Annotated in this window: 18 protein-coding genes; all 18 read right to left on the bottom strand. The window is 62.2% G+C overall.

The features are described from left to right. Positions 1–81 precede the first annotated feature (81 nt). Entirely contained in the window at positions 82–1,251 is a 1,170-nt protein-coding gene (gene metK, locus DSOUD_RS06460) for a methionine adenosyltransferase (RefSeq protein ID WP_053550239.1), read from the bottom strand. Positions 1,252–1,361: 110 nt separating this feature from the next. Further along, complete coding sequence (gene ptsP / locus DSOUD_RS06455; protein ID WP_053550238.1) at positions 1,362–3,149, bottom strand: phosphoenolpyruvate--protein phosphotransferase; 1,788 nt, start codon at positions 3,147–3,149, stop codon at positions 1,362–1,364. Continuing rightward, a complete protein-coding gene (locus tag DSOUD_RS06450) occupies positions 3,127–3,393 on the bottom strand; it encodes an HPr family phosphocarrier protein (protein ID WP_053550237.1) in 267 nt (88 codons plus the stop codon). Before DSOUD_RS06450 ends, ptsP begins: the two co-directional genes overlap by 23 nt. Positions 3,394–3,406: 13 nt before the next feature. Beyond that, positions 3,407–4,144, bottom strand: coding sequence for a PTS system mannose/fructose/sorbose family transporter subunit IID (locus DSOUD_RS06445; RefSeq protein ID WP_157671779.1), 738 nt, complete (start codon positions 4,142–4,144; stop codon positions 3,407–3,409). A gap of 22 nt (positions 4,145–4,166) precedes the next feature. Then, a complete protein-coding gene (locus DSOUD_RS06440) occupies positions 4,167–4,859 on the bottom strand; it encodes a PTS sugar transporter subunit IIC (RefSeq protein ID WP_053550235.1) in 693 nt (230 codons plus the stop codon). A 6-nt stretch (positions 4,860–4,865) separates the two neighbouring features. Further along, positions 4,866–5,354: a PTS sugar transporter subunit IIB gene (locus tag DSOUD_RS06435; protein ID WP_053550234.1), complete on the bottom strand. Its 489-nt coding sequence runs from the start codon at positions 5,352–5,354 to the stop codon at positions 4,866–4,868. 24 nt (positions 5,355–5,378) lie between these two features. After that, positions 5,379–5,780 (bottom strand): PTS sugar transporter subunit IIA, encoded by a 402-nt coding sequence (locus DSOUD_RS06430; RefSeq protein ID WP_053550233.1) that lies wholly within the window; start codon positions 5,778–5,780, stop codon positions 5,379–5,381. A 3-nt stretch (positions 5,781–5,783) separates the two neighbouring features. Beyond that, a complete protein-coding gene (gene rapZ, locus DSOUD_RS06425; RefSeq protein WP_053550232.1) occupies positions 5,784–6,650 on the bottom strand; it encodes an RNase adapter RapZ in 867 nt (288 codons plus the stop codon). After that, the gene (gene hprK, locus DSOUD_RS06420; protein ID WP_053550231.1) at positions 6,647–7,621 is read right to left on the bottom strand and encodes an HPr(Ser) kinase/phosphatase; all 975 of its coding nucleotides are present in this window, start codon (positions 7,619–7,621) and stop codon (positions 6,647–6,649) included. The genes rapZ and hprK overlap by 4 nt, the downstream gene beginning before the upstream one ends. Positions 7,622–7,889: 268 nt before the next feature. Beyond that, positions 7,890–8,351 (bottom strand): PTS sugar transporter subunit IIA, encoded by a 462-nt coding sequence (locus tag DSOUD_RS06415; RefSeq protein WP_053550230.1) that lies wholly within the window; start codon positions 8,349–8,351, stop codon positions 7,890–7,892. 85 nt (positions 8,352–8,436) lie between these two features. Then, positions 8,437–8,988: a ribosome hibernation-promoting factor, HPF/YfiA family gene (hpf, locus tag DSOUD_RS06410; RefSeq protein WP_053550229.1), complete on the bottom strand. Its 552-nt coding sequence runs from the start codon at positions 8,986–8,988 to the stop codon at positions 8,437–8,439. Between the two features lie 158 nt (positions 8,989–9,146). After that, the gene (gene rpoN, locus DSOUD_RS06405; RefSeq protein WP_053550228.1) at positions 9,147–10,595 is read right to left on the bottom strand and encodes an RNA polymerase factor sigma-54; all 1,449 of its coding nucleotides are present in this window, start codon (positions 10,593–10,595) and stop codon (positions 9,147–9,149) included. 59 nt (positions 10,596–10,654) lie between these two features. Beyond that, positions 10,655–11,380 carry an LPS export ABC transporter ATP-binding protein gene (lptB, locus tag DSOUD_RS06400; protein ID WP_053550227.1) on the bottom strand — a complete coding sequence of 242 codons (726 nt, stop codon included), beginning with the start codon at positions 11,378–11,380 and terminating at the stop codon, positions 10,655–10,657. Beyond that, a complete protein-coding gene (gene lptA / locus DSOUD_RS06395) occupies positions 11,377–11,868 on the bottom strand; it encodes a lipopolysaccharide transport periplasmic protein LptA (RefSeq protein WP_053550226.1) in 492 nt (163 codons plus the stop codon). Before lptA ends, lptB begins: the two co-directional genes overlap by 4 nt. Then, the gene (lptC, locus tag DSOUD_RS06390; RefSeq protein ID WP_053550225.1) at positions 11,868–12,452 is read right to left on the bottom strand and encodes an LPS export ABC transporter periplasmic protein LptC; all 585 of its coding nucleotides are present in this window, start codon (positions 12,450–12,452) and stop codon (positions 11,868–11,870) included. The genes lptA and lptC overlap by 1 nt, the downstream gene beginning before the upstream one ends. Positions 12,453–12,533: 81 nt before the next feature. Beyond that, positions 12,534–13,052, bottom strand: a complete 519-nt coding sequence (locus DSOUD_RS06385) for a KdsC family phosphatase (protein ID WP_053550224.1) — start codon at positions 13,050–13,052, stop codon at positions 12,534–12,536. After that, the gene (locus DSOUD_RS06380; protein WP_279330703.1) at positions 13,052–14,023 is read right to left on the bottom strand and encodes a KpsF/GutQ family sugar-phosphate isomerase; all 972 of its coding nucleotides are present in this window, start codon (positions 14,021–14,023) and stop codon (positions 13,052–13,054) included. The genes DSOUD_RS06385 and DSOUD_RS06380 overlap by 1 nt, the downstream gene beginning before the upstream one ends. After that, positions 14,020–14,853, bottom strand: a complete 834-nt coding sequence (kdsA, locus tag DSOUD_RS06375; protein WP_053550223.1) for a 3-deoxy-8-phosphooctulonate synthase — start codon at positions 14,851–14,853, stop codon at positions 14,020–14,022. Before kdsA ends, DSOUD_RS06380 begins: the two co-directional genes overlap by 4 nt. Position 14,854: the final 1 nt, after the last annotated feature.

Below are 14,854 nucleotides of genomic sequence, written 5' to 3'. Positions count from 1 at the left end.
AATAAAAACTCCGTCCCATGCCACAGATACGAAAAAAGGCGAACCGCCTCGGTCCGCCTTTTTCCTCACATGCTATTTTGCTCAGAGCCCGGCGCGCTTGCGCAGCGACTCGACACGGTCCTTGCGCTCCCAGGTGAAGTCGGGGAGTTCGCGGCCGAAATGCCCGTAGGCGGCGGTCTGACGATAGATCGGCCGCAGCAGGTCGAGGGTCTTGATGATCGCCGCGGGGCGCATGTCGAACTCCTCCTGGGCGATGCGGGCGATGTCGTTGGAAGGAATCTTGCCGGTGCCGAAGGTGTTGATCATCACCGAGACCGGCTCGGCGACGCCGATGGCGTAGGCCAGCTGCACCTCGCATTTGGTGGCGAGGCCGGCGGCGACGATGTTCTTGGCGACGTAGCGGGCCATGTAGGAGGCGCTGCGGTCGACCTTGGACGGGTCCTTGCCGGAGAAGGCGCCGCCGCCGTGGGATCCCTGTCCGCCGTAGGTGTCGACGATGATCTTGCGCCCGGTCAGACCGCAGTCTCCCATGGGGCCGCCGACCACGAAGCGGCCGGTGGGGTTGATGAAGTACTTGGTCTTCTCGTCGAGGAGTTCGGCGGGAATGATCTTCCTGATGACTTCTTCGAGGATCCCTTCCTTGAGGGTCTCGTAGGTCACCTCGGGGGTGTGCTGCGAGGAGACGACCACCGAATCGACGCGGATCGGCTTGTCGTTGATGTACTGGATGGAAACCTGCGACTTGCTGTCGGGACGCAAGAAGGAGAGGAGCCCGCTCTTGCGCACGTCGGCGAGGCGCTTGGTGAGTTTGTGGGCGAACATGATCGGCATCGGCATCAGCTCGGGGGTCTCGTCGCAGGCGTAACCGAACATCAGGCCCTGGTCGCCGGCCCCCTGCTCCTTGAACATCCCCTCCCCTTCGCTGACGCCCTGGGAGATGTCGGGAGACTGGCGGTCGATGGAGGTGAGAACCGCGCAGGTTTCCCAGTCGAAGCCCATGGCCGAATCGCCGTAGCCGATTTCCCTGATGGTCTGGCGGACGATGTCGGGATAGTCGATGCGGGCGTTGGTGGTGATTTCACCGGCGATCATTGCCATGCCGGTCGTCACCAGAGTCTCGCAGGCGACGCGGGATTTGGGATCCTGGGTCAGGATGGCGTCAAGGATCGCATCGGAGATCTGGTCGGCAACCTTGTCGGGATGCCCCTCGCTCACGGATTCGGAAGTGAAAAGAAAATCGGTCATGGCCATGGAGTACCGTCCTCCTGTTGCTGTTTGTAAAATGAAAAGGCGAAAAAGCGACCCATCCTAAGGGCAAAGGGCCCGGTCTGTCAAGCGTTTCTCCGGGGCGCGGCCGGCCTTTAGGGGATCGGTCCGGCAAAATATTCGGGAAAACGGCGCGCCATCTCGATTTCAAGATACTCGGCCACCTCCCGGGCGGTGGCAAAGCCGAAGATCTCATCGAGGATGGCGACCCCCTCCGAGCGGCGCAGCTGACGGAGAATCCGCTTGACCCGGGGGATTCCCGGGGCGTTCATCGACAGCTCGTCGAAGCCGAGGCCGAGGAGAACCAGGCTGTAGAGCGGGTCGGCGGCCATTTCGCCGCACATTCCGACCTCGATCCCGGCCTCCCGGCCGGCGTCGCAGATCATCTTCAGGGCCCTCAAAATCGCCGGATGCAGGGGTTCGTAAAGATAGGCGACGTGCTCGTTGCCGCGGTCGACGGCGAGGCAGTACTGAATCAGATCGTTGGTGCCGACGGAAAAAAAGTCGACCTCCCGGGCGAGGAGGCCGGCGATCAGCGCCGCCGAAGGGGTTTCGATCATGATGCCGACGGAAATGGCGGCGTTGAAGGGGATCTCTTCGGCGACGAGCTCGGCCTTGGCCTCCTCGAGGAGGACCTTGCAGGCCCGGATCTCGGCCACCCCGGAGATCATGGGAAACATCACCCTCACCCGGCCATGGGCCGAAGCGCGCAGGATGGCGCGAAGCTGAATCTTGAACAGCCGCCGCTCCTTGAGAGAGAAGCGCACCGCCCGCAGCCCCATGGCCGGGTTGGCCTCGTCGGCCAGATTGATCTCGGGGACGAACTTGTCCCCGCCGACATCGAGGGTACGGATAGTCACCGGATGGGGAGCCATCTTGGCGAGAATGTCCCTGTAGGCCTGCAGCTGCTCCTCCTCGGACGGAGGGAGGGGACGGTTCATGTAAAGGAATTCGGAGCGGTACAGGCCGATCCCCTCGGCTCCCTGGCTGATGGCCAGAGGGACCTCGTCGGCGAGCTCGACGTTGCCGCGCAGCGCCAGGCGGAAACCGTCGAGGGTTTCGGCGCTCAGCTCCCGGTAGGCCAGCAGCTCCCGTTCGTGGTACTCGTAGGCCTGCTTCTTTTTCAGATACTCGCGGAAGGTCTCGGCCGAGGGGTTGAGGATCACCGTTCCGCTGGTGCCGTCGATGATCGTCGGGGTGCCGGCGGCGATGAGGCCGGTGGCCGTTTCGAGGCCGAGAACGGCGGGGATCCCCATGGAGCGGGCGAGGATCGCCGTATGGGAGGTGCGGCCGCCGACGTCGGTGACGAAGCCGATGATCTTCGACTTGTCCATCTGCATGGTGTCGGCAGGAGAAAGATCATGGGCGACGATGATGGCCTTCTTGCCGATCTCGGTCACCGACTGCTGGGTGACCCCAACCAGGTTGCGCAGCAGCCGGTCGCCGACCGAGTCGATGTCGGATCGGCGCTCGCGCAGATATTCATCCTCGATGCTGTCGAAAATCTCGCGGAACTTGCGCAGGGTCCGTTTGAGGGCCCCTTCGGCGTTGATCTGCTCCTTCTCGATGAGGGCGACGGTGTCGGAGGTGAGCATCGCGTCGCCGAGGATCAGCAGGTGGGTATCGATGATATAGAGGTGCTCGACGAGGTGCTGGTCGGTGACGCCGGCCTTGACTTCTTCGAGCTGCTGCCGGGAAAGAGCGACGGCCTTCCAGAAGGCGTCCACCTCAGCGGCAACCTCCTCGGAGGAAATCGAACGCTCCACGGCCACCACCCTGACCCGGTTGAGCAGGTGGGTGGCGCCGATGGCAATGCCGGGAGAAGCGCCGATGCCGATCAGCAGAGTATCGGGAGGGATGTCAGTTTTCACCGAAACCGTCATTGATGAGTTTTCCGATGGCATCCATCGCCAGTTGCGCATCCTCGCCGTCGACACCGACGGAGATCTTCGATCCCTGGGGCGCCGCCAGCATCAGGATCCCCATGATGCTCTTGCCGTTGACCTCCAGCCCCTCCTTTTCCACCAGCACCTCGGAACGGAAGCGATTGGCGGTCTGGACCAGCTGCGCCGCGGCACGGGCGTGGAGACCGAGACGGTTGACGATAATGAATTCCCTTTTTTCCATAAACAGTCCTCTTTCAGCCGAATTGGAGAAAAGCCAGCACCAGGGCCGCCAGTGTCATTGTGAGCATCAGGGTGGAGACCCCCCTGCGGGCCAGCCAGCCGAGGAGCGCCACCAGAGGAATGACCGAGAGCCCCCAGATGCTCGATTCCCCTTCCCCTTGCAGAGCCCTGTAGGTCAGGTAGGCGCAGAGGCCGCCGAGGAGCACCAGGGTCCCTTCCTTGAGGCGAATGGCCAGATCGGGGAGACGATGGCGATGCAGGGTTTCCACCACCTTCAGCCCCAGGGTGTAACCTCGCCACAGCCCGAATGTGCGGATCCAGAGGTGAGGAACATTGAACAGGGTCAGAAAAACCAGGGGGGCCCACAACGAACCCTTGGCGGCGAAAAAGAGGGCGACGGCGGCCGCCAGAGGGCGCAAACCGCCCCAGAAGAAGCCGTCTCCCATCGCCGCGTAGGGGGCCATGATCATCCCCTTGAATTCCTCGACGCCGAGGGCCCCTTCGGCGCCGCGGCAACGCTCCTCTTCCAGGGCGATGGCGGCCCCGAGGACCGGTGAAGCCATGAAGGGGTGGGTGTTGAAGTATTCCAGGTGACGACGGTACGCCTCGGCCAGATCCTCCTCCCGGTAGAGAATGCGCAACGCCGGAGCCAGAACATAGAGAGCGCCAAGGCTCTGCAGACGTTCGAAGTTCCAACTGGCCTGCAGCAGGAAGAGACGCAGCCAGACCCGCAGCAGGACCCAACGCGACACCCGGCCCTTCTCGTCTGTCATTTTACACCAGCCAGAGGAGAAGAAGGGCGCTGCCGAAGGAGGCCCCGAAGAGGGTCAGGGAGCGGCTGACATTGATGGTGCCGAGGATGACAGCGGTGCCGACCAGGGGAAAGGCCAGCTTCAGCCAGGTGGAGGCCTCAGCCACCGGACTGCCGAAATATGGGGCGAGCAACGGCAGCAACAGGAATCCGCCGCCGACAATCACCAGGTAGGTGACAAACGCCGCCAGGGCAAAATGACCTATCCCCCGCAGGTGAGAGCGCTCCACTTCCCCGAGGTTTCCGGCGGCCAGGGCCTGCTGGGCCCGGTGAAGCAGGCGCCCGTTCCAGTGGCGCGCCGCGCGATCGAAGAACTGGCCGGCCTTCCCCAGGGGCATGGCGACCAGGGTGCAGATCAGCGGCGCCGGCAGGGCGGAAAAGGGGGTGAGGCCGGCAAAAAAGATCGTCAAAACTGTGGCGCCGACGGCGACCTGGGTGTCGTCCGGGGGAATGGCCGCGCCGACCGGCAGGCGCCCCAGCCACAACAGTTCGACCAGCGCTCCGACCTGCAGCCCGGCCGCGGCATCTCCGAGGAGCCACCCCGTCAGGGGTGCGGCGACGATCGGCCGCGACACCATGAACTGGAAGACGGCGGTGCGATCGAGTCCGGCGACGACGGCGATCAGGGCGCCGATAAGGTAGTCGGTCCAGGACATGCGCGGCTATTCTTTCAGGTTCCGGATCAGCTTCTGCCATCCCTGCCCGCGATCGGAGGGAATGCACTGGGACGTGATGCGCACTCCGGCATCCTCGAGGGTCTGCAGGTTTTCGACATCGTCGGGATCGAGGGCAATGGTGCAGCACAGACGCTGCTTACCGTCGCCGCCGTGCATATTGCCGAGATTCAACTCGGGGAAATGAACGCCGAGCCGGTAGAGAGCCAGGGCATCGGCGGAATTGGCCAGCAGCAGCAGTACGCGGCGGTCGGCGAGTTCGGTTCCAGAGAGGAGCTGTGCCGCTTCCTCGAGGGTGCCGATGGCGAGGCGGATCCCCCGGGGAACCGCCGCTTCCATCAGCGTCCTCTGGAAGGAGGCCCGGGCCACTTCGTCGCTGGCGACGACGATGCAGTTGGCGTTGATGTACGGCACCCAGGCCTCGAGGACCTGGCCGTGAATCAGCCGGTTATCGATGCGCGTCAGCAGGAGAGTCATGAAAAAGGCACGTCTTTCGGAAATTCATCGCTGCAGAAAATCGCTGGCGAGGGTGATGTTCTGCTGCCCGTAGGCCTTGAGCAGAGCCGCCAGCTCGACGAGGGAAAGCCCCCCCTGACTGTTGAAAAACTTGAGGACCATCGGCAGGTTGACCCCCGTCAGGACCTCGAGTCGTCCCGGATCGAGAAAGGAGATGGCGATATTGGCCGGGGTGCCGCCGAACATGTCGGTCATCACCAGCACCCCTTCGCCGTCGACGCCGACCGCGTCGATGGCCGTTGACAGCCCTGTCCGGATCGACTCGACGCTCATTTCCCGATCGATGGCGACGGCCAGGGCGTTTTTCACCGGGCCGATGATCATCTCGGCGGCATGCAAAAAATCTTCAGCCAGCCGCGAATGGGTGGCGATAATCAGTCCGATCATCCGTTACCTCTTGGCGATATCCCGGTGACTGACCTGGAGAGTGACGTTGTCGGCGGCGAGCCAGCGCTTGAGTTCCTCGACTATGGCGACGCTGCGGTGGCGGCCGCCGGTACAGCCGATGGAAATGGTCAGGTAGCTCTTCCCCTCGGCCTGGTATTGGGGAAGGAGGAAGGTCAGAAAGCCCTTGAAGTGACGAAGAAATTCCTGGCTCCCCTCCTGGGAAAGGACGAAGTCGCTCACCGGGGCGTCGAGCCCGGAGAGGGGCTGGAGCTCCGGAACGAAATGAGGGTTGGGGAGAAACCGCACGTCCATTACCATGTCGGAGGCCGCCGGAATGCCGTAGCGGAAACCGAAGGACTGCAGCTGCACCGCCAGAGGGAGCCCTCCACCCTGGCCATGGACGATCTGCACAACCCTTGCCCGCAGCTGGTGGGGGGTCAGCAGGGAGGTGTCGATCATCTCGGTCGCCAGGTCGCGCAGCCGTGTCAGCAGTTGACGCTCTTGAATGATCGCGCCGGTGACGCCGTCTTTGGTCCCTAGGGGGTGGCGACGGCGTGTTTCCGAATAGCGCCGGATCAGCACCTCGTCGGAGGCGTCGAAGAAATAGATCTCCAGGGTATGTCCCCCGGCCACGACCTGCTGAAGAGTGGCCTCGAAGCCGGCGAGAAAATCGCGGTTGCGCACGTCGATCACGACGGCGACCTCGCTGGTGAAGCGCACCCCCTGGTTTACCAGGTCGAGCAATTCCGGGAGGAGCGCCAGGGGGAGGTTGTCGACGACGAAGAACCCCTCGTCCTCCAGGGCGCGGGCGGCGGAACTCTTTCCCGAGCCCGAAAGTCCCGTGATGACGACGACCCGCTTGCGACTCATTCGAGATTGTCCCCGATGATGGTGTGGGCGTGGAGGTGAGCCGTCTCGGCCATCCGTTTTTCGAGCCGGTCCTGGAATTCGATGGCGCTGTGGTATCCCATCTCCTTGAGGAGCTGGTTGCGGGCGGCCACCTCGACGATGGTGGTGACGTTGCGCCCCTGGCGCACCGGGATGCGCAGCAGGGGGATGCCGATGCCGAGGAGGGTGTAACTTTCATCCTCGAGGCCGAGGCGGTCGTACTGGCGCCCGTCCTCCCATTCCACCAGCTCCACGGCCAGGTCGATCTTCTTGCGTTCGCGGATCGCCGCGACGCCGAAAAGATGCTTGATATTGATGATCCCCAGGCCGCGGATCTCCATGTGGTAGTGCAGCAGATCGACCCCCTCGCCGAAAAGGACCGCCGGAAGTTTGAGGCGCACCTTGACCACGTCGTCGGCCACCAGACGGTGTCCCTTGAGAACGAGATCGAGGGCGCACTCGCTCTTGCCGATGCCGCTTTTCCCCATCAGCAGAACCCCGACCCCGAGGACGTCGACGAGAACGCCGTGGACGGTGGTCGACGGCAGAAGCCGCTCCTCGAGAAATTTGGTGATCTGGGAGATGAAAGTGGAGCTCTGGTGATGGGTGCGCAGCAGGGGAATCCCGGCCCGTTCGGCATGGCCGATGAGACTCTCCGGTGCCGTCTGGCCTTTGGTGATGATGAAGCAGGAGATGTCGAGGGTGCAGATCTGGGCGAGATTTTCTTCGGCCTTCTCCGGCGGGAGGTGGGCGAGGTAGCTGAGCTCGGTGGAGCCGAGAACCTGGATGCGGTCGGGGTGCAGATTTGTGGTGTAGCCGGCCAGAGCCAGCCCGGGCTTCTGGATCCGCGGAGAATTAATGAACTTTCCGAGGCCGGATTCGCCGGCGAGGATCTCGAGATCGAGGCCGGCCTCCTTCTCTCCAAGCAGCTCCTGGATGCTTAATCCGGACATGACACCCCATGCCTGGCGGACGGCTTGAACGCGGGTCCGCGCAACGAGTCTGAAAAAGGAAACCTGCACCCCGCAACGGTGGACGTCCGGGGGGAGGGAGGAAGCCAAGTACCCTGTAACCCATAATCTTTCGCATCTTGCTTGTTCTTTGCCGCGTCAGCTACGTTCCGATTTCAGCTGTTTAGCTACGGCTAGGCAGCAGAAATCGCGCCTTGCTGACACGTCAAAACCCTACGCAATCCCTCGAAATCCTATGGGTTACAGGGTACTAGAGGGATTCATCCTCTTCGGCGATGATGCTGTAGAGTTCCTGGCCGTCGGTCGCCTCGAGGAGCCGACGCCGCACAGCGGGGCTCTTCAGGAGTTTGGAAATCCGCGCCAGAGTCTTGAGATGAACTCCGATCGACTCTTCGGGAGCGATCAGGAGAAAAAAGAGGTGGGCCGGCTTGCCGTCCATGGAATTGAAATCGACGCCGTTGCGGCTGCGCCCGAAGGAGATCAGAAGGTTTTTGAGGTCCTTGAGCTTGCCATGGGGAATGGCGACACCTTCGCCGATCCCGGTACTGCCGAGGCGCTCGCGCTCCTGAAGGACCCGAAGGACCTCCTCGCGGTCGAGACTGCTCTCCACCTGAATCAGGGCGTCGGTCAGCTCCATCAGGACTGCGTTTTTGTCCGTCGCCTTGATATCGGCGGTGATTGCGGCGGGGTTCAGCAGGTCAACTATCTTCATAAGGCGAAAACTCGATCCCTGAATAAAACGGATACAGAAGGGGGGAAGATGTGGAAATCTTCCCCCCTTCTGAGACCTGCGTAAATTACCTGGCCTGCGGAACGATAAGCCCGTAGTTTCCGTCCTTGCGGCGGTATACGACGTTGACCTCCTCGGAGGCGGCGTCGGTGAAGACCAGAAATTCCTTGTGCATGAGGTCCATCTGCATGACGGCTTCCTCGACGGCCATCGGCTTGACGGAGAAGTTTCGCTCCTGAATGATGGTCGGCTCCCCCCCGGCTCCCTCGTCGATGCTCTCGGCGGCAAAAACGGTTTTCTTCACCTGGCGTTCCCGGCCGCTGAGAGGCTTGTGCTCCTTGATCTTTTCCTTGTAGCGTTTGAGCTGGCGTTCGATCTTGTCGACGACATTGTCGATGGCAGCGTACATGTCGTTGGTCTCTTCCGAGGCCTTGATGGTGATCCCCTTGGCGACAATGGTCACCTCGGCCCGGTGGCGGATCTTCTTCTCGACGGAGACGACGACCTGGGCGTCGATCGGTTCGTCAATGTATTTCTTGATCCGGGAAACCTTCTCTTCAACATACGCCTTGACCGGTTCGCTGGTCTCCATATGCCTGAACGTAATGGCGATTTGCATATTCTGGAACCTCCTGATGATAAATCCCCGCTGGGGGGTGATGCCGCATGGGGTTGCAGCAGGTCCGTCCCCGGCCCGGGCCTGGACAGCAGCTGCCAAAGGATTGATTAAAGTATAGCGCGAAGGTGGACGAAGGCCATAGCGCAAAAGGGGCGGACTCAAAAAAAGCGCTTGCGCTCCGTCGAAGACCCGATCCCGAGCATCTCGCGGTACTTGGTCACGGTGCGTCGGGCGATATCGATCCCTTTTTCATTGAGCAGCTCCACGATCTTCTGGTCGGAGAAGGGCTTTTTCACGTTCTCCGCGGCGACAATATCCTTGATCCGGTTCTTGACGCTCTCCGAAGCGACGGAATCCCCCTGAGTGGTGTTTATACCGCTATTGAAGAAATACTTCAACTCAAAGAGCCCCTGGGGGGTCTGGACATATTTGTTGGTGGTCACGCGACTGATCGTCGATTCGTGCATCTCGATGTCCTCGGCCACGTCGCGCAAAACCAGGGGTTTGAGATGTTCGATGCCGTGATCGAAGAATTCCTGCTGAAACTTGACGATGCTCTTGGTGCACTTGTAGATGGTGCGCTGCCGCTGATGGATGCTCTTGATGAGCCACACGGCGCCCCGCATCTTCTCCTGGATGTACTCGCCGGCCTTTTCGTCCACGTTGGCAGCCCCGGCCAGGGCGTTGCGGTAGAAGGAGTTGATGCGTAGATTCGGCAGACCCTCGTCGTTGAGGACGACGACGTATTCGCCGCTGATCTTGTAGACGAAGATGTCGGGGATGATGTAGTGGACCTCGTCCTGGCCGAAGGGGCGGCCGGGACGGGGATCGAGACCGGAGATGATCTTGGCGGCGGCGAGAACCTCGTCGAGGGAGACCCCCTGAACCTTGGCAATCGCGGCATATTTGCGGATTTCCAGATCGCCGAGATGGTCACGGAGGATGGCCTCGACCAGAGTCCCTTCCATGCCGAGCTGGGCCACCTGCGCCAGGAGGCATTCCTGCAGGTTGCGGGACGCCACCCCGGAAGGATCGAAATTCTGCACGGTGCGGAGAACGGAGGCGACATAGGCCTCGGAGACGCCGACCCCCTGCGCGACCTCTTCGAGGGTCGCCTTGAGGTAGCCGTCGTCGTCGAGGTTGCCGATGATCTCGCTGGCCACCCGGCGCTGGGTGTCGTCGAGGCGCGATAGGTTGAGCTGCCACATCAGGTGGTCGGTCAGGGTCGATTTGCGGGTCAGGAGATTTTCAAAGGAGGGGCGATCCTCGTCCTCCTCGTAAGCGTCGCCGGCATTGCTGCCGAGATTGTACCCTTCGAGGTAGGTCTGCCAATCGACATCGCCGAGACCTTCGGCGTTCCCCTCGACCTCCTTGACTTCTTCTTTGGGAGCTTCGACTTCGCGGATTTCGACATTTTCTTCCCCGGCCTCTTTTTCGTCGAGGGTCTCGATCCCTTCCTCGAGCACCGGGTTTTCCTCCAGCTCCTGCTGAACCAGATCAACCAGTTCCATGCGGGAGAGCTGGAGGAGTTTGATCGCCTGCTGCAGCTGCGGCGTCATGACCAGCTGTTGGCTCAGTTTCAGTTGTTGGCGGATTTCTAAGGCCATGTCTCTCCCGGCGCCGGAGGCGCCAGCATGTCGGTTGGATGTTTACGGCCGAAGCCCTTTCACAGTTTGAACTTGTCTCCGAGATAGATCTCCCGCGCCCGGGGGCTGGCAGCGATCTCGGCCGGTTCGCCGTACTCGAGGATCTCTCCCTGATTGAGGATATAGGCCCGGTCGCAGACCCCGAGGGTCTCGCGAACGTTATGGTCGGAAATCAGGATCCCGATCCCCCGGGCCTTGAGCTGGGAGATGATATTCTGGATATCGATGACCGCGATCGGGTCGATCCCGGCAAAGGGTTCGTCAAGGAGAATGAAATCGGGTTCGATCACCAGTGCCCGGGCGATCTCCACCCGGCGCCTCTCCCCTCCCGACAGGGCATAACCGGGAGACCTCGCCACGTGCGTGAGGCGAAAATCCTCAAGAAGCTGATCCTTGCGCTTGCGGCGCTTGGCCACGGAAATATCGAGGGTCTCGAGAATCGCCAGCAGGTTCTCCTCGACGGAGAGTTTGCGGAACACCGACGCTTCCTGGGGGAGGTAGGAGATGCCGACCCGCGCCCGCCGGTACATGGGGAGGTTCGTCAACTCCAGATCGTCGAGAAAGACCCGCCCGCTGTCGGGGCGCACCAGACCGACCACCATATAAAAGGAGGTGGTCTTGCCGGCGCCGTTGGGTCCGAGAAGACCGATGACCTGACCGGAGGAGACCTCGAGATCGACTCCGCGGACCACCTGCCGTCCCTTGTACCCCTTGGTCAACCCCTCGGCGCGCAGCCTGCGGGTCACGGCGTCTCCCCCTTGGGGTGAAAGATGGCGTTGACCCGTGAACCCTCCTGACTGCTGACCACGCTGCGGCTCTCGTTGAGCAGAACGGTAATCTCGTCCCCCTCCACGAAATTTGCCCCCTGATGGACCCGGGGGGCGCCTCGCAGAACGATGCGCCCCTCGTTGTTGAAAAAGTCGGCTTCCCCGGCCGTCGCCACGATCGCCCCGTGAACGATGCGCACATCCTTGCGGGCCTGAACCTCCCTCACCTGGCGGCTCCCCGGCTCGTAGAGGAGGCTGAGCTGCTGGGCATAGATCACCAGCGTCCCCTGACGGGCGACGACGTCGCCGAGAAAGCTCACCTTGTGAAGAGCGTCGTCGGCCTCGAGGCGATCGGAGGAGACGAGGATGGGCTGCCGGCTGTCGTACTGACCGAGGGCGCTATCGGCTCCGTAGCCGGGACAAACGACCACGAGCAGGAGAAGGAGAAAAAGAATCAGAGTGCGCATTATTTCCCGTTATTGCCGAGCCCTTCCGGCTCCAGCCTGGCTTCGACCCTGGAAAGAAGGGCCATGGCGTGCGTTTCGACATTCAGTTGCAGTCCGGTGCCGACCACCTCGAACCCCGGGGCGACCAGGCGCACCGAAGCGTCGGTCTTCACCATCCGCTTGGAATCCTGGTAGTGCAGATGATCGGTATGAAGAACGTAACCCTTCGAACTGCGGATCACCACATCGCCGCTGACCTTGACCTCGCGGCTCTCGGTGTTGAGCTCGCCGAGGTCGGCAGTGAGGGTGATGTCCCCTCCCCCCCCGGAATCGTAGAAGGTCAGGGTGACATCTTCGAGCCGTGCCGCTCCCTCGGCCAGATTGTGCGCCGCGGAATCGGCCTGCAGCGACCAGCGCCGCACCCCGTCCCGGGTTTCGGTATAATCGATCTTCTGCAGCGATAGGTCGACGTTGCGGGAAATCGTCTCGAGAATCTCCCCGGGCGTCTCCTTGCGGAAATTCCGGCTGACCACGAAGATCAGGGACCCGGCGAGAAGGAGGATCGAAAGAGCCAGTAAATTTCTGGTGTTAAACCATCTGGGCATAAGGTCCCGCCACTATAACATCATCTCAAAATGGTGTAAAGGCGATTCTGGATCGATTGGCACGGGAATTGAATGCGGCCTCTACCCCTGAAAATAGCGGGCGGTGACCCCTTCCCAGTGACCACCCTCCTTGAGGATCAGATCGCAGACCTCGCGCACGGCCCCGCGTCCCCCTTTTTTTCCCGTGACATAATGCACCAGGGGTGCGACTTCGGGAACGGCGTCGGCGACGGTGGCGGCAAAGCCGACCCGGCGCAGGATCGGCAGGTCGACCACATCATCCCCCATGTAGGCCACCTCCCCCTCTCCGAGACCGAGGTTGTCGAGAATCTCCCGGTAGGGGACGAGCTTATCCTTGACTCCCTGATAGAGGATGTCGATGTCGAGCTCCCGGGCCCGGAAGGCGACGACCTCGGACTGGCGTCCGGTGATGATGCCGATGCGGATCCCCGCCCTCTGCAGCAGCTTCAGGCCATGGCCGTCCTTGACGTCGAAGGACTTGGTCTCGATGCCGTTGTTGTCGTAAACGATGCGTCCGTCGGTCATGATGCCGTCGACGTCGAGCAGCAGAAGGCGGATTTTGGCGAGGCGTTCCTGCATCAGACGACCCCCGCCTTGAGGAGATCGTGGAGATGGATGATCCCCACGGGGATGCTCTGTTCATCGTTCTCGAAGACGAAGAGGGAGGTGATGGTGTGCTGCTCCATCTTCTGCAGCGCCTTGGCCGCCAGGTTGGAGCGCAGAATCCGCTTGGGATTGCGGGCCATAACCTCGCCGACGGGACGGTTGAGAACCTCGAACCCCTGGGCGATGCAGCGGCGCAGATCGCCGTCGGAAAAGACGCCGACCAGGTTGCCGCTATCGTCGGCAATACCGGTGATACCCAGCTTTTTGCTGGTGATTTCGAACAGCGCCTCCTTCAGCGGGGTATCCGTCCCGACGAGGGGGATCGCCTCACCGCGGTGCATCAGATCCTCGACCCGCAGCAGCAGACGCTTGCCGAGGGCGCCGCCGGGATGGAAGAGGGCAAAGTCTTCCTCCTTGAAGCCGCGCTCCACCAGCAACACGACCGCCAGGGCGTCTCCCATGGCGAGAGTGGCGGTGGTACTCGAGGTCGGCGCCAGTCCCAGGGGGCAGGCCTCCTCCTTGATGGAGATATCGAGGAAGACGTCGCCGGCCCGGGCCAGGGTGCTCTTGGGATTGCCGGTCATGGCGATCAGCGGCAGCCCCATGCGCTTGATGATCGGCAGGATGCGGGTCACCTCCTCGGTCTCCCCCGAGTTGGAGACGGCGATGACCACGTCCCCCTTCATCAGCATCCCGAGATCGCCGTGAATCCCCTCGGCGGGATGGAGGAAGAGGGCCGGTGTCCCGGTGGAGGCCATGGTGGAGGCCACCTTCTGGCAGATCAGCCCCGACTTCCCCATGCCGGTGATGACCACCCGCCCCTTGCAGGCCAGGATCATCTCGATGGCGCCGGTGAAGGAGCCGTCGACGCGGTCGATCAGGGCAGTGATCGCCTCGGCCTCGGTTCTCAGAACCTTTTTTGCGTTTTCAATTATCGCGCTCAATTTCCGTTGTGTCCTTTGGCTATGGCGTCAATCGCCAGGATATCCTGCAGCATCCCCTTGAGGTCCTGCAGCGGCAGGGAGTTGGGCCCGTCGCACAGCGCCTTGTCCGGGTTCTCGTGAACCTCCCAGAAGAGACCGTCGATGCCGATGGCCACCGCCGCCCGGGAGAGGGCGCCGACGTACTGGCGCTGTCCGCTGGAGGCCGTTCCGGCGCCGCCGGGGAGTTGGACCGCGTGGGTGGCGTCGAAGATCACCGGGCAACCGGTCTCGCGCATGATCACCAGGGAGCGCATGTCGACCACCAGATTGTTGTAGCCGAAGGATGCGCCGCGCTCGGTGAGCAGAATCCGGTCGTTGCCCGTCGACTCGATCTTGCCGACGGCGTTCTTCATGTCCCAGGGCGCAAGAAACTGCCCCTTCTTGACGTTGATGATCTTCCCCGACTCACCGGCGGCCACCAAAAGATCGGTCTGCCGGGATAAAAAGGCGGGGATCTGGATGATGTCGAGGACCTCGGCGGCCGGGGCGATCTGGGAGATGTCGTGGATATCGGAGATCAGCGGCAGGTCGAACTCGGCCTTGACCTTGGCAAGGATGCGCAGCCCCTCGGTCATGCCGGGGCCGCGGAAGGAGGTGACCGAGGTGCGGTTGGCCTTGTCGTAGGACGCCTTGAAGACCAGGCCGATGCCGAGTTCGGTCGTGAGCTCCTTGAGAAAGGCGGCGATGCGCAGGGTGAGGGCCTCGTCCTCGATGGCACAGGGGCCGGCGATCAGGACCAGGGGACGGTTGCCGCCGAAGACGACGTTGCCGACAGAGATTTCACGGACCATG

This window comes from Desulfuromonas soudanensis, from assembly GCF_001278055.1.
In the GTDB taxonomy this organism is placed as follows: domain Bacteria; phylum Desulfobacterota; class Desulfuromonadia; order Desulfuromonadales; family WTL; genus Deferrimonas; species Deferrimonas soudanensis.
Note: the sequence above shows the minus strand (reverse complement) of the source record. Positions and strands in the feature narration are given on the sequence as shown.

Excerpts from the sequence above, each read along its gene's own strand:
- kdsA (WP_053550223.1), bottom strand. The coding sequence starts at position 14,853 with ATGGTCCGTGAAATCTCTGTCGGCAACGTCGTCTTCGGCGGCAACCGT.
- DSOUD_RS06435 (WP_053550234.1), bottom strand. The coding sequence starts at position 5,354 with ATGACTCTCCTGCTGACGCGCATCGATAACCGGCTGATTCACGGCCAG.
- lptA (WP_053550226.1), bottom strand. The coding sequence starts at position 11,868 with ATGCGCACTCTGATTCTTTTTCTCCTTCTCCTGCTCGTGGTCGTTTGT.
- hprK (WP_053550231.1), bottom strand. The coding sequence starts at position 7,621 with ATGTCCGGATTAAGCATCCAGGAGCTGCTTGGAGAGAAGGAGGCCGGC.
- lptC (WP_053550225.1), bottom strand. The coding sequence starts at position 12,452 with ATGCCCAGATGGTTTAACACCAGAAATTTACTGGCTCTTTCGATCCTC.
- DSOUD_RS06440 (WP_053550235.1), bottom strand. The coding sequence starts at position 4,859 with ATGTCCTGGACCGACTACCTTATCGGCGCCCTGATCGCCGTCGTCGCC.
- ptsP (WP_053550238.1), bottom strand. The coding sequence starts at position 3,149 with ATGACGGTTTCGGTGAAAACTGACATCCCTCCCGATACTCTGCTGATC.
- rpoN (WP_053550228.1), bottom strand. The coding sequence starts at position 10,595 with ATGGCCTTAGAAATCCGCCAACAACTGAAACTGAGCCAACAGCTGGTC.
- DSOUD_RS06385 (WP_053550224.1), bottom strand. The coding sequence starts at position 13,052 with ATGCAGGAACGCCTCGCCAAAATCCGCCTTCTGCTGCTCGACGTCGAC.
- DSOUD_RS06450 (WP_053550237.1), bottom strand. The coding sequence starts at position 3,393 with ATGGAAAAAAGGGAATTCATTATCGTCAACCGTCTCGGTCTCCACGCC.
- metK (WP_053550239.1), bottom strand. The coding sequence starts at position 1,251 with ATGGCCATGACCGATTTTCTTTTCACTTCCGAATCCGTGAGCGAGGGG.
- rapZ (WP_053550232.1), bottom strand. The coding sequence starts at position 6,650 with ATGAGTCGCAAGCGGGTCGTCGTCATCACGGGACTTTCGGGCTCGGGA.
- DSOUD_RS06430 (WP_053550233.1), bottom strand. The coding sequence starts at position 5,780 with ATGATCGGACTGATTATCGCCACCCATTCGCGGCTGGCTGAAGATTTT.
- DSOUD_RS06415 (WP_053550230.1), bottom strand. The coding sequence starts at position 8,351 with ATGAAGATAGTTGACCTGCTGAACCCCGCCGCAATCACCGCCGATATC.
- hpf (WP_053550229.1), bottom strand. The coding sequence starts at position 8,988 with ATGCAAATCGCCATTACGTTCAGGCATATGGAGACCAGCGAACCGGTC.